This is a genomic window from Ramlibacter tataouinensis TTB310, assembly GCF_000215705.1.
Lineage (GTDB): Bacteria > Pseudomonadota > Gammaproteobacteria > Burkholderiales > Burkholderiaceae_C > Ramlibacter > Ramlibacter tataouinensis.
Genome location: NC_015677.1, coordinates 3,262,527 through 3,283,480 on the forward strand (window position 1 = coordinate 3,262,527; position 20,954 = coordinate 3,283,480).

A 20,954-nucleotide genomic window follows, 5' to 3' on the forward strand; every position below is an offset into this window, starting at 1 on the left:
GCCCGGCCGCGGCGCCTCAGTCCAGCATGTCGAAGCCCTGCTGCTCTACGCTCAGGAAGGCGCGGGTGAAACCCGCCAGCGCGGCGTAGAAGCGGGCCCGCGGATGGGCCGCGATGGCGTCGCACAGCTGCAGGCCCCAGGGCTGCAGGTGGCGCGAGAAGAACTCCTGCTGGCGCGCGAGGTTGGCCACGGCCACGTCGTCGCCCGCGATCAGGTAGCGCATCACTTCGCACAGGTAGGCGATGTGGTCCTCGGTCTCGGGCATGGCCTCGTCGCGCGCCAGGCCCAGGCCGGCCAGGTCGTCGCGCAGCTGCGCCAGCGGCCGCTCGTTGAGGAAGCCGCTCAGGTAGTGCGAACCGAACAGGTAGACCTCGGGCTTGCCGACGCCGCCGAACAGCGCGTCGTACTCGCCCTTCACCTGCGCATCGTCCATGGCGCGGGCCACGCCCACCAGGGCGCGCCAGGGCTCCTCCAGGAAACCGCCGGCGGCCGGCGCCTCGGTGGCCGCGACGCGCAGCGCGCCCATCAGCTCAGGCGGGGGCGGCGCGTAGTACAGCTGGGCCAGCAGGCCGTAGATCTCGGCGCGGGCGGTCTCCTCGTCCAGCGCGGAGGACGGCGTGAAGGTCTCGCTGCTCATAGATGGGTGATCTTGGATTCGTTCTCGGCCGAGTAGATGTCGATGACGCGGCAGTCGCCGCACATCTTCAGGCGCTCCAGCGCCGCGCCCTGGAACATGGAATGGCCGGCCAGCTTGCCCAGCATGGCTTCGATGGCCTTGAGCGTGCCGAAGGGCTTGCTGCAGCGCACGCAGGCATAAGGCTTGGTTTCGTTGAGCACCCGGGCCTCGCGGCGCTGCGGCGTGAGCAGCAGGCGCGGCTGCAGCGTGATCGCGTCCTCGGGGCAGGTGCCGGCGCACAGGCCGCACTGCACGCAGTTCTTCTCGATGAAGCGCAGCTGCGGCAGCTGGGGGTTGTCCTGCAGGGCGCTGGCCGGGCAGGCGCTGACGCAGCTCATGCACAGCGTGCAGCGGTCCTTGTCCACCGCGATGCTGCCGAAGGGCGAGCCGGCCGGCGGCAGCGCGATGGACTCGGGGCGCTGCGGCGCCTGCTCGATCAGATGGTCCAGCGCCATCTCGAGCGTGCCGCGCTTCTCTGGCGCGACCGCGAAGCGCGCCGGCTGGCGCGGCAGCAGCTGGCGCGTCTGCGCCAGGCTTCGCAGCCCGGCGTCCAGCGCGGCGGGGGCATCGGCGTGCAGCAGCTCCAGGTGCGTGCCGGTGTAGCCCAGGCCGTGCAGGATGGCCTGTGCCACCGCCATCTGGGCCTTCAGTCCCTCCAGGTACTGCGGCGCCTCCTCGCCGGTGACCAGCACCACCACCTGGCTGGCGCCATAGGCGATGGCCGACAGCCACAGGTCCACCCCCGTGCTGGCGGTGTGGAACAGCGCCACCGGGATCACGTTCGCCGGCACGCCGTGCGCCTGGCCCAGGCGCGCCGAGCGGCCCAGGGCCTCGACCAGCGCCTGGCCTTTCTCCTGGCTATGCAGCAGCAGGGTGCCGTCACGCCCCCCCGCCTGCAGGTAGGTGGCCAGCAGGGTGCGCAGCTTCAGGCCCTGCTCCGCCGCGCGCGGGTAGGCATAGGTCAGCGCGCCGGTAGGGCACACCGTGGTGCACGCGCCGCAGCCCACGCACAGGTTGGGGTTGACCTTGATCTGCTGGCGGCTCTTCTCGCTGGCGATGGCCTGGGCCGAGCAGATCTCCACGCAGGCGTTGCAGCCCACCTGCTCGTTGCGGCTGTGGGCGCAGAGCTTCTGCTTGTAGACGAAGAAGCGGGGCTTGTCGAACTCGCCCACCAGCTCGCGCAGCTTGAGCAGGGTGCGCAGGTCGCGGCCGTCCCAGTGGAAGTAGCCCTGGGGCGGCGCATGCTGGGCGAAGGCCGGCTGGCCGCGCAGGTCCAGCACCAGGTCGAAGCTCTCGGTCTGGGGCTCGCTCTCGCGGTTGAAGTCGATGGCGCCCACCGCCTCGCAGGCCTTCACGCAGGCCCGATGGCCGGTGCAGCGGGCCAGGTCGATCTGGTAGTCCAGCCCGATCGCGCTCTCGGGGCAGGCAGCCACGCAGGCATTGCAGCGGGTGCACAGGTCCAGGTCGATGGGGTTGGCCGGCGTCCAGGCCAGCTGGAAGGCGCCCAGCCAGCCGGTCAGGCCGTCGAGGCGGCCGCCCAGCACCGGGTAGCGGCGCTCCTGCGCGCCCGCCCCGCCCTGGGTGAAGAGCGTCACGTCCAGCACGTCCTCCACCAGGGCCGCGGCGCGCTCGGCGTCGTCCAGCCGGCCGATGATCAGCAGCCGCCCGCTGCTCTTGTAGGTGACGGTGGGCACCGGCTCCGGCTCGGGCAGGCGGGCGGCGGCCAGCAGAGCCGCCAGCTTGGGCGTGGCCTCGCGCGCATCGCGGCTCCAGCCGCCGGTCTCGCGGATGTTGACGAAGCGCACGGGCGAGACCGCGCCCTCGGTCTGCGTGCCCAGCTCGGCGAACAGCTTCTTTTCCTGGGTGCAGGCCACAACGACCTCGGCGCCGCCGCGGATCGCCTGCTGGAAGGCCGGTGCCTCGCGCCGGCACAGGCTGCTGTGGAGCGGCAGCTCCTCACCCAGTGCCGCGCCCAGGCGCTGGGCCTGGAGCGGCATGGTCTTGTTGCAATCGCAGATCAGGGTCGGCATGGTCGGCTGGCGGTGAGGCTGGCGAGGGCGCGGGCACGGGCGCGTCGGCGGTCTGGGACTGTGCCACGGATTGCGGCAGAGCACGATCCGCATCATCCCTTGTCCCCTCGGCAATCTCATCCTTGCGCTCTTCTTCACGGAACATGCCCAGGAAGCGGGCGCTGGCCAGCTGGCGCAGCATGCTCTCGGGCAGGGGGTCGGGCTTGGAATAGTCGTCGATGTAGACGTCCAGGCCGTCCATCACGTTGAAGCGCGGGTCGGCGAACAGCTTCTTCATGGCCGCGTTCCTGACCTCGGGCGTGACCTGGGCGCCGGTGAAGCGGCTGAAGTCGGATTGCGGCGTGAGGGCCTGGACGTCTTCCAGGGTGGGGGGCGGTTCGGCGGGGGCGGGGGCGCTCCCGCCCTTGCCCTCCCCCGCAGGGGGAGGGAGCGAAGGGGATGGCTGGGGTGGGGGCGCGGGCGGTTCGACTGCCCGAAGCGGCTCCGACTCGGCCGGCCGCCCTTCCTTGGCGTCCAGCTTGCGGCGCGACCAGCGGCCCAGGAAGCCGTCAGCCATGGCCGCCTCCGCCGCCCTCTCCACCGCCACCGCCGTACTTCTTCTGCGTGGACACCGAGGCCGGGTTGCCGAAGCGGTCCTGCAGCGGCTTGAAGCTGTCCGGCCGCTTGCGCCGCTTGGGCTCGGGCACGTAGTGCGCATCGGCAAAGGCGCGCATCCAGTCGACCACGTCGGCCGGCGCGGGCACCTGCTCGACGGTCTCCTGCGCGTCCAGCCAGCGGCCGGCGTCGTGGTAGCTCAGCGTCACGATCTGCGGCCGGGCGATCGGCTCGTCGGCGATGCCGGCCTGCTCCTCCATCCGCCACAGCACGAACCAGCACGGCGCCGGCGTACTGACGTTGAGGTAGTAGCCCTCGGCGTCATCGCGGAACAGCTCCACGGTGAAGCCCGGGTGCAGCCAGCGCTGCTCGCGTTCGTCGCCGAAGATCATGCGCGGCTCGCTGCCGAAGGCCGGCTCGTGCGGCACCACGTCGGCCAGCACCCAGCGCCAGGGCTGCCACTTGCTGGCGAGACGCTCGCGCCGCATCACCACGGCGACCTGGAGGCTGGGGCGTGGGCTGCTCATTGGGTAACCTCCGCCCTGCGGGCTGCGGTGCTATGAGACTTCGGAGCGGCCGGGCGTCTCATGCGGAGATCCTCACGGCGCAGTACTTGAACTCGGGGATCTTGCCGAACGGGTCCAGCGCGGCGTTGGTCAGCAGGTTGGCCGCCGCTTCCGAGTAGGCGAAGGGCATGAACACAGCACCGTCGGGCGTGCCGTCGTCGCGCCGCAGATGACAGGTGAGCTCGCCACGGCGCGACTGCAGCCGCACCGGCTGGCCGGCCGCCAGGCCCAGGCGCTCCAGTTCGCGGCCGTTGACCGAGGCGGTGGCGACGGGCTCGATCGCATCCAGCACCGCCGAGCGGCGCGTCATGCTGCCGGTGTGCCAGTGCTCCAGCTGGCGGCCGGTGATCAGCACCAGCGGGAACTCGCCATCCGGCCGCTCGTCGGCCGCAACCAGCTGCGCCGGCACCAGCCGCACCCGGCCGTCCGGCGTGGGGAAGCGCTCGGTGAAGACGATGGGCTGGCCCGGGTCGTCCTCGGACAGGCAGGGGTAGGTCACGCTGCCCTCGCGCTCCAGCCGCTGCCAGCTGATGCCGGCGATGGCGCCGTGCATGGCCTGGCGCATCTCCTCGTAGACGGCGGCCACGCCGGCGTGCCCGCCTTCGTAGTGCCAATTCAATCCCATTCTTCCGGCGATCTGCTGGATCAGCCACAGGTCGGGCTTCGCATCGCCGGGCGCATCGATCGCCTGCCGGCCCAGCTGCACCATGCGGTCGGTGTTGGTGACCGTGCCGGTCTTCTCCGGCCAGGCGGTGGCGGGCAGCACCACGTCGGCCAGCCAGGCGGTCTCGGTCATGAAGATGTCCTGCACCACCAGGTGCTCCAGCGCCGCCAGCGCCTCGCGCGCGTGGTTCAGGTCGGGGTCGCTCATGGCCGGGTTCTCGCCCATCACATACATGCCGCGCACCTTGTGCGGGTCGGTGTCGGGCGCCAGCGCCTGGTGCAGGATCTCCACCACCGTGTAGCCGGGCTGCGGGTCCAGGCGGGCGCCCCAGAAGTCCTGGAACCAGGCATGCGCCTCGGGGCTGCCCACGCGCTGGTAGTTCGGGAACATCATGGGGATCAGGCCGGCGTCGCTGGCGCCCTGCACGTTGTTCTGGCCGCGCAGCGGATGCAGGCCGCTGCCGGGCTTGCCGATCTGGCCGGCCACGGTGCACAGCGCGATCAGGCAGCGCGCGTTGTCGGTGCCGTGCACGTGCTGGCTCACGCCCATGCCCCACAGGATCATGGCGGATTTCGCGCTGGCGAAGGCACGCGCCACCTCGCGGATGCGCCCGGCGGGCACGCCGCACACCGCTTCCATGGCCTCCGGGGCGAAGCCGGCCACCGATTCCTTCAGGGCTTCGAAATTGCTGGCGCGCTGCGCGATGAATTCGCGGTCGGCCAGACCCTCCTCGATGAGGGTGTGGATCATCGCGTTGAGCAGGGCCACGTCGGTGTCGGGCTTGAATTGCAGCGTGCGCCAGGCATGCCGGCCGAGCTCGGTGATGCGCGGGTCGGCCAGCACGATCCTCGTGCCCTGCCTGGCCGCGTTCTTCATCCAGGTGGCGGCCACCGGGTGGTTGGCCGTGGGGTTGGAGCCGATCACGATGACCAGCTCGGCCTGGGCCACGTCGGCCACCGGGTTGCTGACCGCCCCCGAGCCCACGCCCTCCAGCAGCGCCGCCACGCTGGAGGCATGGCACAAGCGGGTGCAGTGGTCCACGTTGTTGCTGCCGAAACCGGTGCGCACCAGCTTCTGGAACAGGTAGGCCTCCTCGTTGGTGCCCTTGGCCGAGCCGAAGCCGGCCAGCGACTTGGGCCCATGGGTGCCGCGCAAGGCTTTCAGCCGGCCGGCCGCGAAGTCCAGCGCTTCCTCCCAGGTGGCTTCGCGGAAGACGTCGCCGATGGCGGGTGCTCCCTCCTGGCCCGCGCCTGCCCCCACCCTCGCCCTCCCCGGGAGGAGGAGGGAGTTGGGATCCTTGGATACGCCGGGCCTGCGGATCAGCGGCTTCGTGAGCCGCTGCGGATGGTGGGCGTAGTCGAAGCCGAAGCGGCCCTTGACGCACAGCCGCCCGTGGTTGGCCGGGCCGTCGCGGCCGTCGACGCCGACGATGCGGTTGTCGCGCACCTTGTAGGTGATCTGGCAGCCGACGCCGCAGAACGGGCAGACCGAGGGCACCTCCTGGTCCACCTGCTGCGAGCCGACCAGGGTTTTGGGCATCAGCGCGCCGGTCGGGCACGCCTGCACGCATTCGCCGCAGGCCACGCAGGTGCTCTCGCCCATGGCGTCGCCCAGGTCGAACACGATGCGGCTGGCGGCGCCGCGGCCGGCATAGCCGATCACGTCGTTGACCTGCTCCTCGCGGCAGGCGCGCACGCAGCGGGTGCACTGGATGCAGGCATCGAGGTTGACGGCCATGGCAGGGTGCGAGAGGTCCGGCGCGGGCTGGGAGCGCCGCAAGGCCTTCAGGGCCGGGCGCGGCGCCACCCGCAGGCGAGCCGCCCATTCGCTCAGCTCGCCATGCGGCTGCGCGCCGGCCTCGTCGTTCCACTTGTGCCCCCGCTCCGGCAGATCCGCCAGCAGCAGCTCCAGCACCATCTTCTGGCTCTTGAGCGCGCGTTCGCTGCGGGCCTGCACCTCCAGGCCCGGCGCCACCGCGCGGCAGCAGCTGGGCGCGAGCACGCGTTCGCCCGCGACCTCGACCACGCAGGCGCGGCAGTTGCCGTCGGGCCGCAGGCCATCGGCCCAGCACAGGTGCGGGATCTCCACGCCGACGCGGCGCGCCGCCTGCAGGATGGTCTCGCCCTGCAGCGCCTGGACCTCGGCGCCGTCGAGCTTGAAGCTCACCAAGGGGAGATCAGGCGATTTCATGCGGGAAGTACTTCTGCACGCAGCGGATCGGGTTGGGCGCGGCCTGGCCCAGGCCGCAGATGGAGGCGTCGGCCATCACCTGGCCCAGATCCTGGAGGGTGGCCTGGTCCCACACCGGCGCCTCCATCAGCCGCGCCGCCTTGGCGGTGCCGACGCGGCAGGGCGTGCACTGGCCGCAGCTCTCGTGCTCGAAGAAGCGCATCACGTTCAGCGCCGCGTCGCGCGCCCGGTCCTGCTGGCCGAGCACGATGACGGCGGCCGAGCCGATGAAGCAGCCGTGCGGCTGCAGGGTGTCGAAGTCCAGCGGCAGGTCGGCCAGCGAAGCCGGCAGGATGCCGCCCGAGGCGCCGCCGGGCAGGTAGGCATGCAGCTCATGCCCTTCGGCCATGCCGCCGCAGTACTCGGCGACCAGCTCGCGCAGCGTGATGCCGGCCGGCGCCAGCTTGACCCCGGGCTCGCGCACGCGGCCGCTGACGCTGAAGGACCGCAGCCCCTGGCGGCCGTGCCGGCCCTGCCGCGCGAACCAGTCGGGCCCGCGCTCGACGATGTCGCGCACCCAGAACAGGGTCTCGAAGTTGTGCTCCAGGGTCGGCCGGCCGAACAGGCCGACCTGGGCGATGTAAGGCGGCCGCAGGCGCGGCTCGCCGCGCCTGCCCTCGATGCTCTCGATCATGGCCGACTCCTCGCCGCAGATGTAGGCGCCCGCGCCGCGGCGCAGGTGGAAGGCGGGCAAGGGAAACGGCGGGTCGGCCCGCAGCCGGGCCAGCTCGGCCTGCAGCAGGCGGCGCGCGTCGTGGTACTCGTCGCGCAGGTAGATGTAGACCGCCTGGATGCCCACCACCTGGGCGGCGATCAGCGTCCCTTCCAGGAAGCGGTGCGGGTCGCGCTCCAGCCAGAAGCGGTCCTTGAAGGTGCCGGGCTCGCCTTCGTCGATGTTGACCGCCATCAGGCGCGGCGCGGCTTGCTCGCGCACGATGCGCCACTTGCGCCCGGCCGGGAACCCCGCCCCGCCCAGGCCGCGCAGGCCGGAGTGCTCCAGCGCCGCCAGCACGGCCGCCGGGTCGCGCTGGCCGCGCGCCAGCGAGGCGGCCAGCGCATAGCCGCCCTGCCCGCGGTAGGCCTCGTACCCCACGAAATCAGGACCTGCAGGCACGACCCCGCGTCCCGCCGGCTTCTCCTGCCCGGACACCGCCGCGTCGGCGATCCTGCCCGGCGTGGCCTGTCCCACGGCCAGCTGCCCCACCAGCGCCGCCGGCGCCTGCTCGCAGCGGCCGATGCAGGGCGCGGCCAGCACGCGCACGCCGGGCCCCAGCAGCGCCGGCAGCCGCTCGATCAGCCCGCGCGCGCCGGCCATCTCGCAAGGCAGGCCCTCGCACACGCGCACCGTGAGCGCCGCGCCGGCCTGACCGTCCTTCAGGATGTCGAAGTGGTGGTAGAAGCTCGCCACCTCGAACACCTCGGCCATGGGGATGTTCATCTCGCGCGCCAGCGCTACCAGGTGGCGCTCGTGCAGGCCGTGCCAGTGGTCGTTGAGGCGGTGCAGGTGCTCGATCAGCAGGTCGCGCGCATGGCCGCCCCCGGGCGGCGGCCCGATCAGGGCCCGCACCTCGGCCAGCGCCGCATCCTCCAGCGGCCGGCCCTTGAGCCTGCCCGCCCGGTCGGCGCCGCGGAACACGCGCACGGGTTGCGCCTGCATCAGGTGTCCTTGGAAACCGTGATGGTGGGGAACTTGGACGAGAAGTCCCTGGCCTTGGCGGCGATCTTCACCGCCACCCGGCGGGCCACCTGCTTGTAAATGCCGGCCACCTCGCCGTCGGGGTCGGCCACCACGGTGGGCTTGCCGTTGTCGGCCTGCAGGCGGATCGACATGTCCAGCGGCAGCGCGCCCAGGTAGTCGATGCCGCGCTCGGCGGCATAGCGCCTGCCGCCGCCCTCGCCGAAGATGTGCTCCACATGGCCGCAGTTGCTGCAGACGTGCATGGCCATGTTCTCCACCAGGCCCAGGATGGGCACGCCCACCTTCTCGAACATGGCCACCGCCTTGCGCGCGTCCAGCAACGCGATGTCCTGCGGCGTGGTGACGATCACGGCGCCGGTCATGGGCACGCGCTGGCTCAGCGTGAGCTGGATGTCGCCGGTGCCCGGCGGCAGGTCCACCACCAGGTAGTCCAGCTCCTTCCAGTTGGTCTGGCGCAGCAGCTGCTCCAGCGCCTGCGTGGCCATGGGCCCGCGCCAGATCATGGCCTCGTCCTGGTTCACCAGGAAGCCGATGGACATGACCTGCACGCCGTAGTTCTCCAGCGGCTCCATGGTCTTGCCGTCCTCGCTCCCGGGCCGGCCGTCGATTCCCATCATCATGGGCTGGCTGGGACCGTAGATGTCGGCGTCCAGCAGGCCGACGGCGGCGCCCTCGGCGGCCAGCGCCAGCGCCAGGTTGACCGCGGTGGTGCTCTTGCCCACGCCGCCCTTGCCCGAGGCCACCGCCACGATGTTCTTGACGCCCGGCATCAGCTGCACGCCGCGCTGCACGGCATGGGCCAGGACCTTGGTGGCGATGTTCACGGACACGTTGCCTACGCCGGGCACGCCGCGCGCCGCGGCGACCAGGGCCTGGCGCAGCGCCGGCACCTGGCTCCTGGCCGGGTAGCCCAGCTCCACGTCGAAGGCCACGTCGGCGCCGTTGATCTGCAGGTTCTTCAGTGCCTTGGTGGACACGAAGTCCTTGCCCGTGTTCGGGTCGGTGACGGCCGCGAGCGCGGCGAGCAGCTGGTCGGAGGTGGCCATGGTCGCTATTGTGAGGGCGGGCGGCAGTGTAACGAGCGCAACTAGAATCGCCGGCTCCCCCCGCGCAAACCCTCACGCACCGCCATGCCCCAGCGCAAGCTCTTCGTCACCACCGCCCTGCCCTACGCCAACGGCACCTTCCACATCGGCCACATCATGGAGTACATCCAGGCCGACATCTGGGTGCGGACGCAGCGCATGCAGGGCAGCCAGGTGCACTTCGTCTGCGCCGACGACGCGCACGGCGCGCCCATCATGATCGCGGCGGAGAAGGCGGGCAAGACGCCGCAGCAGTTCGTCGCCGAGATCGCGGCCGGCCGCAAGCCCTACCTCGAGGGCTTCCACATCGCCTTCGACAACTGGCACAGCACCGACGCGCCGGAGAACCACCAGCTGGCACAGCAGATCTACCGCGACCTCCAGGCCAATGGGCTGATCGCCAGCCGCACCATCGAGCAGTTCTTCGATCCGCAGAAGAACATGTTCCTGCCCGACCGCTTCATCAAGGGCGAGTGCCCCAACTGCCATGCCAAGGACCAGTACGGCGACAACTGCGAGGTCTGCAGCAAGGTCTACAGTCCCACCGACCTGATCAACCCGTACTCGGCGCTGTCCGGCGCCACGCCGGTTCTCAAGAGCTCCGAGCATTTCTTCTTCAAGCTGTCCGACCCGCGCTGCCTGGCCTTCCTGCGCGAATGGACCGCGAGCGGGGCGGTGCAGCCCGAGGTGCTGAACAAGATCAGCGAGTGGCTGCAGCCGGATGCGCAAGGAAAGACCGCGCTGGGCGACTGGGACATCAGCCGCGACGCGCCCTACTTCGGCATCGAGATCCCCGACGCGCCGGGCAAGTACTTCTACGTCTGGCTGGACGCGCCGGTGGGCTACCTGGCGTCCCTGAAGAACCTGCTGGACCGCACCGGCGGGAACTACGAGCGGTTCATCAGCGACCCGGCCGTGGAGCAGGTGCACTTCATCGGCAAGGACATCATCACCTTCCACACCCTGTTCTGGCCGGCGATGCTGCACTTCTCCGGCCGCAAGGTGCCCAGCAAGGTGTTCGTGCACGGCTTCCTCACCGTCAACAACGGCGAGAAGATGAGCAAGAGCCGGGGCACCGGCCTGGACCCGCTGAAGTACCTGCGCCTGGGCATGAACCCGGAGTGGCTGCGCTACTACCTGGCGGCCAAGCTCAACGGCCGCAACGAGGACATCGACTTCAACCCCGAGGACTTCATGGCCCGGGTCAATGCCGACCTGATCGGCAAGTACGTGAACATCGCCAGCCGTGCGGTGAAGTTCGTGCCGGGCGGCACGCTAGTGGCAGCGCCGCACGCCGAGTTCATATTGGCTCCCGTCAACGACTTGGTCGCGAGCGTGCGCGATTGTTATGAGAACAGGGACTACGCAAGAGCGCTCCGTGAAATCATGCGGTTCGCTGACCAGGTAAACAGCGCCTTTGACACTGCCGAACCTTGGAAGCTTGTTAAACAGGATGGCGGAGCCAGAGAGGCCGCGGCGTATTGCTCTGCATGTTTGGAAGCGTTCAAGGTGCTGACCGCCTGCCTGAAGCCGGTGCTGCCGTCGCTGGCGGCGCAGGCCGAGGCCTTCCTGCGCTGCCAGCCGCTGGACTGGTCCAACGCCGCCGCGCCGCTGGGCGCCGGCCATGCGGTGGGCGAGTACCGGCACCTGATGCAGCGGGTGGATGCGAAGCAGCTGGATGCGTTGTTCGAGGTGGCGGGGGCGGCGGAAGCGCCCCCACCCCAGCCCTCCTCCGGAGGGGGAGGGAGCGCCAAGCCTGGAGGCGAGGAGCTGGCTCCGACCATCACGATCGACGACTTCGCCAGGATCGACCTGCGCATCGCCATGATCGTGAACTGCGAACCGGTGGAAGGCTCGACCAAGCTGCTGCGCCTGACGCTGGATGTGGGCGAAGGCCGCACCCGCAACGTGTTCTCCGGCATCGCCTCGGCCTACCAGCCGCAGCAGCTGGTGGGCAAGCTCACCGTGGTGGTGGCCAACCTGGCGCCGCGCAAGATGAAGTTCGGTGTCAGCGAGGGCATGGTGTTGGCTGCCAGCCACGCCGACGAGAAGCAGCAGCCGGGCATTTACGTGCTGGAACCGGGACCGGGCGCGCAGCCGGGCCTGCGGGTGCGCTGAGCGGTTCTCCGGGCGCCTAGAATCGGGCAGCTCTGCAGCAACGGGACCCGACATGACCTCCCTTCCTCGCCGCGCCCTTCGGGCCGCATTCGCCGCCGGCCTGATCGCCACCGCCACTTGCGGGCTGGGCGGCTGCGCCGTGATCGCGGTCGTGGACACGGCCGCCGGGCTGGCGGTCAGCGGCGTGGGCCTGGCGGCCGATGCCGCCATCGGCACCGTGAGGCTCACCGGCAAGGCTGTGGGCGCGGCGGCCGACCTGGCCATCCCGGACGGCGACGGCAAGTAAGCCGCCGGCACGGCAACCTGCGGCCGGCTAGCGGCCGCCCCCGCCGCCGCGGTTCTCGGGCGCCTCCGGGTCGGGGGCGGTGGCGGTGCGCACCACCCGCCAGTCCTCGTTGAACCAGACCGTGAACACCATGGAGGTATTGGGCGGCTGCAGGTAGCGCCAGTCCCAGGCCGACTCGCGCTTGAGCGGGTACGGCGTCTGCCTGGCCGGCTTGCCGAGCAGGCGCCGCACCTGCTCCATCATCATGCCGGGCTGGATGCGGGCGAAGTTCTCCGGCGTGAGCACCTGGCGCAGCGCGGTCATGCGGCCGTCCGGGCCGATGGTGATCATGTAGTTGACGTGGCCGGCGGGGTTGCGGTTGTACTCCAGCACATGGCCGCCGCCGGGCGCCTCCCAGATCGCCTCGGGCTGGCCGAAGCGGGCCCGCACCTCGGCCTCGGTGGACACGCCTTCCTTGAGCTCGCTGATGTTGCGCACGTCGCACCCGGCCGACAGCACGGCCGACACCGCCGCCCCCACGGCCACCAGCCACCGCGTCGGACCTTGCTTGAGCTGCACCGCTAAAATCTCCCGCTTAAAGGCCCAGTCTATGTCCAAGTTGCTCCGCATCTTTCGCCGCCCCGACTACCAGTCCGAGGTGACCCAGTTCATCGAGCAGCTCAAGGCCGCCAAGCCCGACCTGGAAGCCCAGCAGCGCGCCGGGCGCGCGCTGTGGTGGGACAAGCACGTGGACCGCGAGCTGCAGGGCGAGTGGCGCGAGGCCCGCGTGCCGCAAAAGCCCTACGTCTACGGCTCCGATTCCGGCGGCCAGTAAGGCCGCCATGAGCGACAGCGACGACAGCACCGACACCCTGCCCGAGCCCGCCGTGGCCGAGGTGCCGGGCATGCCGGACGTGGTGGACCAGGTGGCGCTGGCGCGGCTGTATGGCGAGCCGCTGTTCGCCATGCCGACCGACCTGTACATCCCGCCGGATGCGCTGGAAGTCTTCCTCGAGGCCTTCGAGGGGCCGCTGGACCTGCTGCTCTACCTGATCCGCAAGCAGAACTTCAACATCCTGGACATCCCCATGGCCGGGGTAACGCGGCAGTACCTGGCCTACGTCGACGAGATCCGCAGCCGCAACCTGGAGCTGGCGGCCGAGTACCTGCTGATGGCGGCCATGCTGATCGAGATCAAGTCGCGCATGCTGCTGCCGCCCAAGAAGACGGCCGAGGGCCAGGAGCCCGAGGACCCGCGGGCCGAGCTGGTGCGCCGGCTGCTCGAGTACGAGCAGATGAAGCTGGCCGCCGCGCGCCTGAACGAGGTGCCGCAGGTCGGCCGCGACGTGCTGCGCGCCCAGGTCTATATCGAGCAGGCGCTGCAGCCGCGCTTTCCCGACGTGTCCCTGGCCGACGTGCAGGAGGCCTGGCGCGACATCCTGCGCCGGGCCAAGCTGGTGCAGCACCACAAGATCACGCGCGAAGAGCTGTCCGTGCGCGAGCACATGAGCATCGTGCTGCGCAAGCTGCAGGGCCGCCGCTTCATCGAGTTCGAGAACCTGTTCGAGATCCGCCGCGGCGTGCCGGTGCTGATCGTCACCTTCATCGCCATGCTGGAGCTGGCCAAGGAGTCGCTGATCGAGGTGACCCAGGCCGAGGCCTTCGCGCCCATCTACGTGCGCCTGGCGTACCAACCCGCCTGAACCGTTCATGACCACCGCCACTTCCCTCGACTTCGACGTGGTGATCGTCGGCAGCGGCCTGGCCGGCCTGTCGGCGGCGCTGCACCTGGCGCCCACGCACCGCGTGGCGGTGATCACCAAGCGCGCCATGGGCGACGGCTCCAGCGGCTGGGCCCAGGGCGGCATCGCCGCCGTGATGGGCGAAGGCGACAGCTTCGACTCGCACGTGGACGACACGATGGTGGCCGGCGCCGGCCTGTCGGATCCGGCGGCCACCCGCTTCGTGGTGGAGCACGCGCCCGAGAGCATCGCCTGGCTGCGTTCGCTGGGCGTGCCGTTCTCGCAGGAGAACGGCCAGCTGCACCTCACGCGCGAGGGCGGGCACAGCGCGCGGCGCATCGTGCACGTGACGGACGCCACCGGCGCGGCCGTGCAGCAGACCCTGATCGAGCAGGTGCGCCGCACCCCGGGCATCCGGGTGTTCGAGCGGCACATGCTGGTCGACCTGATCCGCGCCGACAAGCTGGGCCTGACGCCGCAGCGCTGCCTGGGCCTGTACGCGCTGGACGAAGCCACCGACCAGGTGGTGGCGTTCCGGGCGCCGCAGACCATCCTGGCCACCGGCGGCGCGGGCAAGGTCTACCTCTACACCACCAACCCGGACACGGCCACCGGCGACGGCATCGCGGCGGCCTGGCGCGCCGGCTGCCGGGTGACGAACATGGAGTTCATCCAGTTCCACCCGACCTGCCTGTACCACCCGCACGTCAAGAACTTCCTGATCACCGAGGCGGTGCGCGGCGAGGGCGGCCGGCTGCTGCTGCCGCAATCGGCGGGAGGCACGCGCTTCATGCCCAACCACGATCCGCGGCAGGAACTCGCGCCGCGCGACGTGGTGGCCCGCGCCATCGACTTCGAGATGAAGAAGCACGGCCTGGACTGCGTGTACCTGGACATCTCGCACCAGGGCCCGGCCTTCATCCGCGAGCACTTCCCCAACATCCATGCCCGCTGCCTGCAGCTGGGCATCGACATCACGCGCGAGCCCATCCCGGTGGTGCCGGCGGCGCACTACACCTGCGGCGGCGTGCACACCGACCTGGCCGGCCGCACCGACCTGCCCGGCCTGCACGCCATCGGCGAGACCGCCTACACCGGCCTGCACGGCGCCAACCGGCTGGCCAGCAACTCGCTGGTCGAGTGCATGGTGTTCGCCCGCTCCGCCGCCAGCGACATCCTGGCCCGCCCGATGCCCGCGCCGCCGGCCGTGCCGCCCTGGGACGACAGCCGGGTGACCGACGCCGACGAGGCGGTGGTCATCTCCCACAACTGGGACGAGCTGCGCCGCTTCATGTGGGACTACGTGGGCATAGTCCGCACCAACAAGCGGCTGGACCGCGCGGCGCATCGCATCGCGCTGCTGCAGCAGGAGATCCAGGAGTTCTACTCGGCCTTCCACGTCACGCGCGACCTGCTGGAGCTGCGCAACCTGGTGCAGGTGGCCGACCTGATCGTGCGCTCGGCCATGCTGCGCCACGAGAGCCGCGGCCTGCATTTCAGCCGCGACTATCCACGGATGGCGGCGGTGGCAATGCCCACCACGCTGCAGCCGGGCTGACAGGCCCGGCTGCGCTTCAGCTTCGGCCCAGGTTCACGTCCTGCGCAGCGCGGCTGTCCTCATCGGCACCGCGCGGCTGCTCGTCGCGCCCCTGCGGCTTGTGCTCGCGCACCGGCAGGCCGTCGGGGCCGAGGTCGCGCGGAAAGGTCTGGCTGGGGCTGTAGGCGCTGCCGTCCTGCGGCGAACCGCCGGGCTTGTTCTCTTCGGGCATGGGCACTCCTTGGGTAGTGGGGGATGCCGTCCACTCTAGGCAGGCCGGGCGGCCGTGCCTGTAGGAAGTCAGGCCGCGCCGATGTTCGGCACCAGCGCGCCGGCCGGCTGGCCGTTCTTGAGCGCGGCGGTGAAGGCCAGCATGCGGTCGATCGGCAGGCGGGCGCGCTGCCCCAGGGCCGGGTCGACCTGGATCTCGTTGGCGCCGGTCTCCAGCACCTGGGCCAGTCCGGCCAGGCCGTTCATCGCCATCCAGGGGCAGTGCGCGCAGCTCTTGCAGGTGGCGCTGTTGCCGGCCGTGGGCGCCTCGTAGAACACCTTGTCCGGGTTGAGCGTGCGCAGCTTGTGCATCATGCCGTTGTCGGTGGCGACGATGAACTCCTTAGCCTGGAGATCGCGCGCGGCCTTCAAAATGGCCGAGGTCGAGCCCACCGCGTCGGCCAGGGCCACCACGTCGGCCGGCGACTCGGGATGCACCAGCACCTTGGCCCGGGGGTGCTGGCGCTTGAGGTCCTCCAGTTCGAAGGCCTTGAACTCGTCGTGCACGATGCACGAGCCGCTCCAGAACACCATGTCGGCGCCGGTCTGGCGCTGGATGTAGCCGCCCAGGTGGCGGTCCGGCGCCCACAGGATCTTGTGGCCCTTGTCCTTGAGGGCGGCCACGATGTCCAGCGCGCAGCTGGAGGTCACCAGCCAGTCCGAGCGCGCCTTCACCGCCGCGCTGGTGTTGGCGTAGACCACCACCGTGCGGTCCGGGTGGGCATCGCAGAAGGCGCTGAACTCGTCGATGGGGCAGCCCAGGTCCAGCGAGCAGGTGGCGTCCAGGTCGGGCATCAGCACGCGCTTCTCGGGCGACAGGATCTTGGCCGTCTCGCCCATGAACTTCACGCCGGAGACGACCAGCGTCCGCGCCGGGTGGTCGCGGCCGAAGCGCGCCATCTCCAGCGAGTCGCTGACGATGCCGCCGGTCTCCTCGGCCAGGTCCTGCAGGTCCGGGTGCACGTAGTAGTGCGACACCATCACCGCGTCGCGCTCGCGCAGCAGCCGCTTGATGCGCGCCTTGAGCTCGGCGCGCTCGGCCGGCGAAGGCTCCACCGGCACGCGGGCCCAGGCGTGGCGGGTGCTGCACGTCTCGCCTTCCGGCTGCTCGTACTCGACTTCCTTGATCGGGATGACGGCGCTCATTGGATAGATCCTCACAGCTCCTGGAAACGCATGGAATAGTCCGTGGCCTTCACGTCCTTGGTCAGCGCTCCGATGGAGATGCGGTCGACGCCGGTTTGCGCAAGCTCGCGCACCCGCTCCAGGGTAACGCCGCCCGAGATCTCCAGCACGGCCCGGCCGGCGTTCAGCCGCACCGCCTCGCGCAGCGTGGCGATGTCCATGTTGTCCAGCAGCACCATGCGGGCGCCGGCGGCCAGCGCCTCCTCCAGCTGGGCCAGGGTCTCGACCTCGACCTCGACGAACGCGGCGCGCGGCGCGACCTCGGCCGCCGCCCGGAGCACCGCCGTCACGCCGCCGGCGGCGGCGATGTGGTTCTCCTTGATCAGCACGGCGTCCCACAGGCCGATGCGGTGGTTGGTGCCGCCGCCGACCTTGACGGCGTACTTCTGCGCCAGGCGCAGCCCTGGCAGGGTCTTGCGCGTGTCCACGATCTGCGCGCGGGTGCCCTGCACCGCCTCCACGTAGGTGGCAGTCTTGGTGGCCACGCCGCTGAGCAGCTGCAGGAAATTGAGCGCGGTGCGCTCGGCCGTGAGCAGAGCGCGCGCCGCGCCGCGAATCTCGACCACCGGCTGGCCCAAGGTGCAGCGCCGCCCCTCGGGCACGGCCCAGGTGATGGTGGCCCGCGGGTCCATCCGGCGCACCGCCGCCACCAGCCAGGGGCCGCCGCAGACCACCGCGGCCTCGCGCGCGACCACCAGGGCGCGGGCCTGGCGTGAGGCGTCGACCAGGGCCGCCGTCAGGTCGCCCTCGCCCACGTCCTCGGCCAGCGCGCGCGCCGCGTCGGCATCGGCCAGCCGGGTGAGCGCCTCGCCCGTGAGAAGGGATGTGCTCGTCATGCGTCGAGCATAGCCGTTTCATGAAAAGAGGCGGTGGCCGACAGGCGGGCCGCCGGCAGGCGCCACAATGGCCGCATGACGACCGCGCCCTACCAGAACCCGGGACCGACCCGCCAGGAGGTCGACGCCCTGCCGGGCGCCACCCTGCTGGAGTTCGGCACCGGCTGGTGCGGCTGGTGCCAGGGTGCGCAGCCGCACATCGCGGCGGCCCTGCAAGGCCACCCGGGCCTGCGGCACCTGAAGGTGGAGGACGGCCCCGGCCGGCCGCTGGGCCGCTCCTACAAGGTCAAGCTCTGGCCCACGCTGGTGGTGCTGAAGGACGGGCAGGAGGTTGCGCGCGTGGTCCGGCCCGCCGGCGCCGAGCCCATCAGCCAGGCGCTGGCGATGGCCGTCTCGCCGACCCTCTGACGCGCCGGACCGCTTTCAGTTCGCCGCGAAGCAGTACAGCAGCCCGCCGCCGCCGGTGGTGCGCAGCGCGTCCAGGCCGCAGCCGCGGCTGCCGTGCGACGAGTTCCAGGACTTGGCCGGCGGCTCCTCGCTCAGTCCCATGCGGTCATGGTGGCCGACCAGGGCCGATCCGGCGCCGCCGGAAGTCCAGTTGCTGCAGGTGGTGTCGCCTGCCGCGCTGGAAGCCCGGCCTTCCGGCGTCGAGCCGGTCAGGATGTCGTGCAGGTTCACCGCATCGCCGCGGCCGCTGATCATCTCGCCTTTCTCGGTCAGCGCGGTCTGCTTGTTCAGCCTGTTGTTGGGGCCGTGCAGGTCGTCCACGCCGGTGGCGACCACCACGCCCTTGGCGTTGGTCCATGGGCCGCGGCCGATGCGGTCGCGCGCGTTGACGCTGCCCGCCCCGCTGGTGCTGAGGTAGGCCCGCCAGTTCTTGCTCCCCGCGCCCGCAGCGCTGGCCAGCTTCTGGCAATGCGCATCCGCGCCTGCCAGCCCGCCGAAATTCGCGCCCTGGCCGGGATTGGCGCTGGTGACGAAGAACCCCATGGGATTGCGCGAGGAAGCGGTGCCGGCGCAGGCCGCCAGCACGCTGACGGACACGGCGAGAAGGAGCAGAGAAGCGCGCATGGGGTTTCCTGGAGTGTGGGTGGTGCAAGTTACCGCCCACACCGCCCGCCCACCTCGGGGCTAACCCTGCTCGGCCGCCGGCTCCCGCCCCATCAGGGTGGTCACGGCCTGGCCCGGCTGCAGCTGCCCGTCGAGCAGGGCTACCACCGCACGCGCGATCGGCATGTCCACGCCCAGCCGCCCGGCCCGCTCCACCACGGTGCGGGCGCAGTACACGCCCTCGGCCACATGGCCCAGCGAATCCACCGCCTGCTGCAGCGTGCGGCCCTGGGCCATCAGCAGCCCCACCTTGCGGTTGCGGCTCAAGTCGCCAGTGGCGGTGAGCACCAGGTCGCCCAGGCCCGACAGGCCCATGAAGGTGTCGGGCCGCGCGCCCAGCGCCACGCCCAGCCGCGTCATCTCGGCCAGGCCGCGGGTGACCAGGGCGGCGCGCGCATTCAGGCCCAGCTGCAGCCCGTCGCACAGCCCGGTGGCAATGGCCAGCACGTTCTTGACCGCGCCGCCGACCTCCACGCCCGCCAGGTCGTCGTTGGCATAGACACGCAGGGCCGGGCCGTGGAAAGCGGCCACCAGGGCATCCCGTACGGCGGCATGGGCGCTGGCGGCCACCAGGGCCGTGGGCTGGCCGCGCGCCACCTCCTGGGCGAAGCTGGGCCCGCTGAGCGCGCCGGCGGCCAGCCCGGGCGCGACGGCGGCCTGGATCTCATGACCCAGCAGCCCCTGCGGCTGGCCGGAGTCGGCGGCTTCGAAGCCCTTGCACAGCCAGGTCACCGGCGCCGGGCAGCGGCGCAGCGCCTGCAGCATGCCGCGCAACCCGGCCATGGGGGTGGCTACCACCACCAGGTCATGCGCCTGCGCCAGGGCGAGCAGCCGGTCCGGGGCCTCGTCGCGCACCTGCAGGCCGGGCGGCAGCGCCACGCCCGGCAGGTAGCGCCGGTTCTCGCCGTCGCGGCGCAGTGCCTGGGCCTGGGCGGCGTCGCGCAGCCACAGGGTCAGCGCATGGCGCGGGGCCGCGCTCACGGCCAGCGCCGTGCCCCAGGCGCCGGCGCCCAGCACCAGGATCCTCATCGCGGGTCGTCGGGCACGAAGCGCTGCGGGGCCGCGCCTTCAGGCGCGGGTGATGATGCGCGAGGGCTCGGCCTGCTGCTGCAGCTGGGCCTGCTGCTGCTCGTACATGGCCTGGAAGTTGATCTCGGCGAGGTGCACCGGCGGAAAGCCGGCGCGGGTGACGATGTCGGCCACGTTGCCGCGCAGGTAGGGGTAGACGATCTGCGGGCAGGCGATGCCCATGATGGGGTTCATCTGCTCGGCGTCGAGGTTGCGGATCTCGAAGATGCCGGCCTGCTTGACCTCGACCAGGAACACGGTCTTGTCCTTGATCTTGGTGGTGACCGTGGCGGTGACGCAGACCTCGTACACGCCGTCGGCCGCCTGGGACGCCTCCACCCCCAGCTGGATGTCCACCGCGGGCTGCTCCTGCTCCAGCAGGATGGCCGGCGAGTTGGGCTGCTCCAGCGAGGCCTCCTTGAGGTAGACGCGCTGGATCTGGAAGACAGGGGCTTGGGGCTCGGCCATGGCGGAAAACTTTCTGTTCAGCAGAAGCCCGCCCGGCGGGCCGGACGGGCTGGGTTCGGTAACGGCAGGCGGGGATTATCCCTGCAACAGCGGCACCAGGCCGCCGCGGCCGTCCAGTGCGATCAGGTCGTCGCAGCCGCCGACGTGGGTGTCGCCTATGAAGATCTGCGGAACGGTGCGCCGGCCGGTGATCTCCATCATCTTCATCCGCTCCTCGGGCCGGGTGTCGATGCGGATCTCCTCGATGGCCTCGACGCCCTTGGACTTGAGGATCTGCTTGGCGCGGATGCAGTAGGGGCAGACGGCCGTGGTGTACATCTTGACGGTTTGCATGGCGGCGGATTTCCTTAGGCTTTCTCGACCGGCAGGTTAGCGTCTTTCCAGGCCTTCAGGCCCCCGGCCAGCACTTGGGCCTTGTCATAACCCAGTTTCTTGGCCACCGCCAGCGCGCGCTGCGCGCGCGAGCCGTTGGCGCACACCAGCAGCAGGGGCACGGCCTTGTTCCTGGCCACCTCGGGCAGGCGCGCCTCCAGCTGCCCCACCGGCACGTTGCGCGCGCCGACGATGTGGCCGGCGGCGAATTCATCCGCCTCGCCCACGTCCACCACCATCGCGCGCTCGCGGTTGATGAGCTGAACCGCCGCGTTGGCGTTCAACCCGGACAGGGTGCTGCCGCGCACCGCAGGCCACAGCAGCATGGCGCCGGACATCACGGCCACGGAGATGAGCATCCAGTTGTCGATGAAGAAATTCACTTTTGTCCTCGGCGTGCCAAAACGGCAACCCGCGATTCTAAAATCCCGCCTCTTTGC

22 protein-coding genes are annotated in these 20,954 nt (G+C 70.9%); 6 read left to right on the top strand and 16 right to left on the bottom strand.

The features are described from left to right. Positions 1–16 precede the first annotated feature (16 nt). From RTA_RS15630 to apbC, 7 genes are read right to left on the bottom strand one after another with little or no spacing between them, the layout of a single operon-like run. Positions 17–637: a TorD/DmsD family molecular chaperone gene (locus RTA_RS15630; RefSeq protein WP_013902396.1), complete on the bottom strand. Its 621-nt coding sequence runs from the start codon at positions 635–637 to the stop codon at positions 17–19. Continuing rightward, positions 634–2,706, bottom strand: a complete 2,073-nt coding sequence (locus RTA_RS15635; protein WP_193384802.1) for a 4Fe-4S binding protein — start codon at positions 2,704–2,706, stop codon at positions 634–636. The genes RTA_RS15630 and RTA_RS15635 overlap by 4 nt, the downstream gene beginning before the upstream one ends. Beyond that, the gene (locus RTA_RS15640) at positions 2,633–3,262 is read right to left on the bottom strand and encodes a DUF3306 domain-containing protein (protein ID WP_013902398.1); all 630 of its coding nucleotides are present in this window, start codon (positions 3,260–3,262) and stop codon (positions 2,633–2,635) included. Before RTA_RS15640 ends, RTA_RS15635 begins: the two co-directional genes overlap by 74 nt. After that, complete coding sequence (locus RTA_RS15645; RefSeq protein ID WP_013902399.1) at positions 3,255–3,827, bottom strand: DUF3305 domain-containing protein; 573 nt, start codon at positions 3,825–3,827, stop codon at positions 3,255–3,257. The genes RTA_RS15640 and RTA_RS15645 overlap by 8 nt, the downstream gene beginning before the upstream one ends. Positions 3,828–3,885: 58 nt before the next feature. After that, on the bottom strand, positions 3,886–6,720 hold the full coding sequence (locus tag RTA_RS15650) for a molybdopterin-dependent oxidoreductase (RefSeq protein WP_013902400.1): 2,835 nt from the start codon (positions 6,718–6,720) through the stop codon (positions 3,886–3,888). Beyond that, the gene (locus RTA_RS15655) at positions 6,707–8,416 is read right to left on the bottom strand and encodes an NADH-ubiquinone oxidoreductase-F iron-sulfur binding region domain-containing protein (protein WP_013902401.1); all 1,710 of its coding nucleotides are present in this window, start codon (positions 8,414–8,416) and stop codon (positions 6,707–6,709) included. The genes RTA_RS15650 and RTA_RS15655 overlap by 14 nt, the downstream gene beginning before the upstream one ends. Continuing rightward, the gene (gene apbC / locus RTA_RS15660) at positions 8,416–9,504 is read right to left on the bottom strand and encodes an iron-sulfur cluster carrier protein ApbC (protein ID WP_013902402.1); all 1,089 of its coding nucleotides are present in this window, start codon (positions 9,502–9,504) and stop codon (positions 8,416–8,418) included. The genes RTA_RS15655 and apbC overlap by 1 nt, the downstream gene beginning before the upstream one ends. Positions 9,505–9,588: 84 nt before the next feature. Here apbC and metG point away from each other — a divergent pair, with 84 nt between their 5' ends. Continuing rightward, on the top strand, positions 9,589–11,661 hold the full coding sequence (gene metG, locus RTA_RS15665) for a methionine--tRNA ligase (RefSeq protein WP_013902403.1): 2,073 nt from the start codon (positions 9,589–9,591) through the stop codon (positions 11,659–11,661). 52 nt (positions 11,662–11,713) lie between these two features. Next, positions 11,714–11,947: a hypothetical protein gene (locus RTA_RS15670; protein WP_041675659.1), complete on the top strand. Its 234-nt coding sequence runs from the start codon at positions 11,714–11,716 to the stop codon at positions 11,945–11,947. A 27-nt stretch (positions 11,948–11,974) separates the two neighbouring features. Here RTA_RS15670 and bamE read toward each other — a convergent pair whose 3' ends face one another. Further along, positions 11,975–12,505 carry an outer membrane protein assembly factor BamE domain-containing protein gene (gene bamE, locus RTA_RS15675; protein ID WP_013902405.1) on the bottom strand — a complete coding sequence of 177 codons (531 nt, stop codon included), beginning with the start codon at positions 12,503–12,505 and terminating at the stop codon, positions 11,975–11,977. Between the two features lie 31 nt (positions 12,506–12,536). On the opposite strand from bamE, the gene RTA_RS15680 reads away from it, so the two are divergent. From RTA_RS15680 to nadB, 3 genes are read left to right on the top strand one after another with little or no spacing between them, the layout of a single operon-like run. Beyond that, complete coding sequence (locus tag RTA_RS15680) at positions 12,537–12,761, top strand: DUF3460 family protein (protein WP_013902406.1); 225 nt, start codon at positions 12,537–12,539, stop codon at positions 12,759–12,761. Between the two features lie 7 nt (positions 12,762–12,768). Continuing rightward, positions 12,769–13,629, top strand: a complete 861-nt coding sequence (locus RTA_RS15685; protein ID WP_013902407.1) for a segregation and condensation protein A — start codon at positions 12,769–12,771, stop codon at positions 13,627–13,629. Between the two features lie 7 nt (positions 13,630–13,636). Continuing rightward, on the top strand, positions 13,637–15,226 hold the full coding sequence (gene nadB / locus RTA_RS15690) for an L-aspartate oxidase (protein WP_013902408.1): 1,590 nt from the start codon (positions 13,637–13,639) through the stop codon (positions 15,224–15,226). Positions 15,227–15,242: 16 nt separating this feature from the next. Here the strand turns inward: nadB and RTA_RS15695 are convergent, their stop codons facing one another. The 3 genes from RTA_RS15695 to nadC all read right to left on the bottom strand — a co-directional run bounded on the left by RTA_RS15695 (position 15,243) and on the right by nadC (position 17,496). Further along, positions 15,243–15,437 carry a hypothetical protein gene (locus RTA_RS15695; protein ID WP_013902409.1) on the bottom strand — a complete coding sequence of 65 codons (195 nt, stop codon included), beginning with the start codon at positions 15,435–15,437 and terminating at the stop codon, positions 15,243–15,245. Between the two features lie 68 nt (positions 15,438–15,505). Continuing rightward, positions 15,506–16,621 carry a quinolinate synthase NadA gene (nadA, locus tag RTA_RS15700; protein ID WP_013902410.1) on the bottom strand — a complete coding sequence of 372 codons (1,116 nt, stop codon included), beginning with the start codon at positions 16,619–16,621 and terminating at the stop codon, positions 15,506–15,508. 11 nt (positions 16,622–16,632) lie between these two features. Then, the gene (gene nadC, locus RTA_RS15705) at positions 16,633–17,496 is read right to left on the bottom strand and encodes a carboxylating nicotinate-nucleotide diphosphorylase (protein WP_013902411.1); all 864 of its coding nucleotides are present in this window, start codon (positions 17,494–17,496) and stop codon (positions 16,633–16,635) included. Positions 17,497–17,571: 75 nt separating this feature from the next. Here nadC and RTA_RS15710 point away from each other — a divergent pair, with 75 nt between their 5' ends. Next, entirely contained in the window at positions 17,572–17,904 is a 333-nt protein-coding gene (locus RTA_RS15710) for a thioredoxin family protein (RefSeq protein ID WP_013902412.1), read from the top strand. 15 nt (positions 17,905–17,919) lie between these two features. Here RTA_RS15710 and RTA_RS15715 read toward each other — a convergent pair whose 3' ends face one another. The 5 genes from RTA_RS15715 to RTA_RS15735 all read right to left on the bottom strand — a co-directional run bounded on the left by RTA_RS15715 (position 17,920) and on the right by RTA_RS15735 (position 20,897). Then, complete coding sequence (locus RTA_RS15715) at positions 17,920–18,567, bottom strand: hypothetical protein (protein ID WP_013902413.1); 648 nt, start codon at positions 18,565–18,567, stop codon at positions 17,920–17,922. Between the two features lie 60 nt (positions 18,568–18,627). Next, positions 18,628–19,635, bottom strand: a complete 1,008-nt coding sequence (locus RTA_RS15720) for an NAD(P)H-dependent glycerol-3-phosphate dehydrogenase (protein WP_041675660.1) — start codon at positions 19,633–19,635, stop codon at positions 18,628–18,630. 39 nt (positions 19,636–19,674) lie between these two features. Beyond that, positions 19,675–20,142, bottom strand: a complete 468-nt coding sequence (secB, locus tag RTA_RS15725) for a protein-export chaperone SecB (protein ID WP_013902415.1) — start codon at positions 20,140–20,142, stop codon at positions 19,675–19,677. A gap of 75 nt (positions 20,143–20,217) precedes the next feature. Further along, positions 20,218–20,475 carry a glutaredoxin 3 gene (gene grxC, locus RTA_RS15730; RefSeq protein WP_013902416.1) on the bottom strand — a complete coding sequence of 86 codons (258 nt, stop codon included), beginning with the start codon at positions 20,473–20,475 and terminating at the stop codon, positions 20,218–20,220. Positions 20,476–20,489: 14 nt separating this feature from the next. Beyond that, positions 20,490–20,897, bottom strand: a complete 408-nt coding sequence (locus tag RTA_RS15735) for a rhodanese-like domain-containing protein (protein WP_013902417.1) — start codon at positions 20,895–20,897, stop codon at positions 20,490–20,492. Between the last annotated feature and the right edge of the window lie 57 nt (positions 20,898–20,954).

Coding starts and splice junctions, on each gene's coding strand:
- secB (WP_013902415.1), bottom strand. CDS start 20,142: ATGGCCGAGCCCCAAGCCCCTGTCTTCCAGATCCAGCGCGTCTACCTC.
- RTA_RS15710 (WP_013902412.1), top strand. CDS start 17,572: ATGACGACCGCGCCCTACCAGAACCCGGGACCGACCCGCCAGGAGGTC.
- RTA_RS15685 (WP_013902407.1), top strand. CDS start 12,769: ATGAGCGACAGCGACGACAGCACCGACACCCTGCCCGAGCCCGCCGTG.
- RTA_RS15720 (WP_041675660.1), bottom strand. CDS start 19,635: ATGAGGATCCTGGTGCTGGGCGCCGGCGCCTGGGGCACGGCGCTGGCC.
- apbC (WP_013902402.1), bottom strand. CDS start 9,504: ATGGCCACCTCCGACCAGCTGCTCGCCGCGCTCGCGGCCGTCACCGAC.
- RTA_RS15670 (WP_041675659.1), top strand. CDS start 11,714: ATGACCTCCCTTCCTCGCCGCGCCCTTCGGGCCGCATTCGCCGCCGGC.
- grxC (WP_013902416.1), bottom strand. CDS start 20,475: ATGCAAACCGTCAAGATGTACACCACGGCCGTCTGCCCCTACTGCATC.
- RTA_RS15630 (WP_013902396.1), bottom strand. CDS start 637: ATGAGCAGCGAGACCTTCACGCCGTCCTCCGCGCTGGACGAGGAGACC.
- RTA_RS15715 (WP_013902413.1), bottom strand. CDS start 18,567: ATGCGCGCTTCTCTGCTCCTTCTCGCCGTGTCCGTCAGCGTGCTGGCG.
- RTA_RS15650 (WP_013902400.1), bottom strand. CDS start 6,720: ATGAAATCGCCTGATCTCCCCTTGGTGAGCTTCAAGCTCGACGGCGCC.
- nadB (WP_013902408.1), top strand. CDS start 13,637: ATGACCACCGCCACTTCCCTCGACTTCGACGTGGTGATCGTCGGCAGC.
- RTA_RS15655 (WP_013902401.1), bottom strand. CDS start 8,416: ATGCAGGCGCAACCCGTGCGCGTGTTCCGCGGCGCCGACCGGGCGGGC.
- RTA_RS15645 (WP_013902399.1), bottom strand. CDS start 3,827: ATGAGCAGCCCACGCCCCAGCCTCCAGGTCGCCGTGGTGATGCGGCGC.
- RTA_RS15695 (WP_013902409.1), bottom strand. CDS start 15,437: ATGCCCGAAGAGAACAAGCCCGGCGGTTCGCCGCAGGACGGCAGCGCC.
- metG (WP_013902403.1), top strand. CDS start 9,589: ATGCCCCAGCGCAAGCTCTTCGTCACCACCGCCCTGCCCTACGCCAAC.
- RTA_RS15680 (WP_013902406.1), top strand. CDS start 12,537: ATGTCCAAGTTGCTCCGCATCTTTCGCCGCCCCGACTACCAGTCCGAG.
- nadC (WP_013902411.1), bottom strand. CDS start 17,496: ATGACGAGCACATCCCTTCTCACGGGCGAGGCGCTCACCCGGCTGGCC.
- RTA_RS15635 (WP_193384802.1), bottom strand. CDS start 2,706: ATGCCGACCCTGATCTGCGATTGCAACAAGACCATGCCGCTCCAGGCC.
- RTA_RS15640 (WP_013902398.1), bottom strand. CDS start 3,262: ATGGCTGACGGCTTCCTGGGCCGCTGGTCGCGCCGCAAGCTGGACGCC.
- nadA (WP_013902410.1), bottom strand. CDS start 16,621: ATGAGCGCCGTCATCCCGATCAAGGAAGTCGAGTACGAGCAGCCGGAA.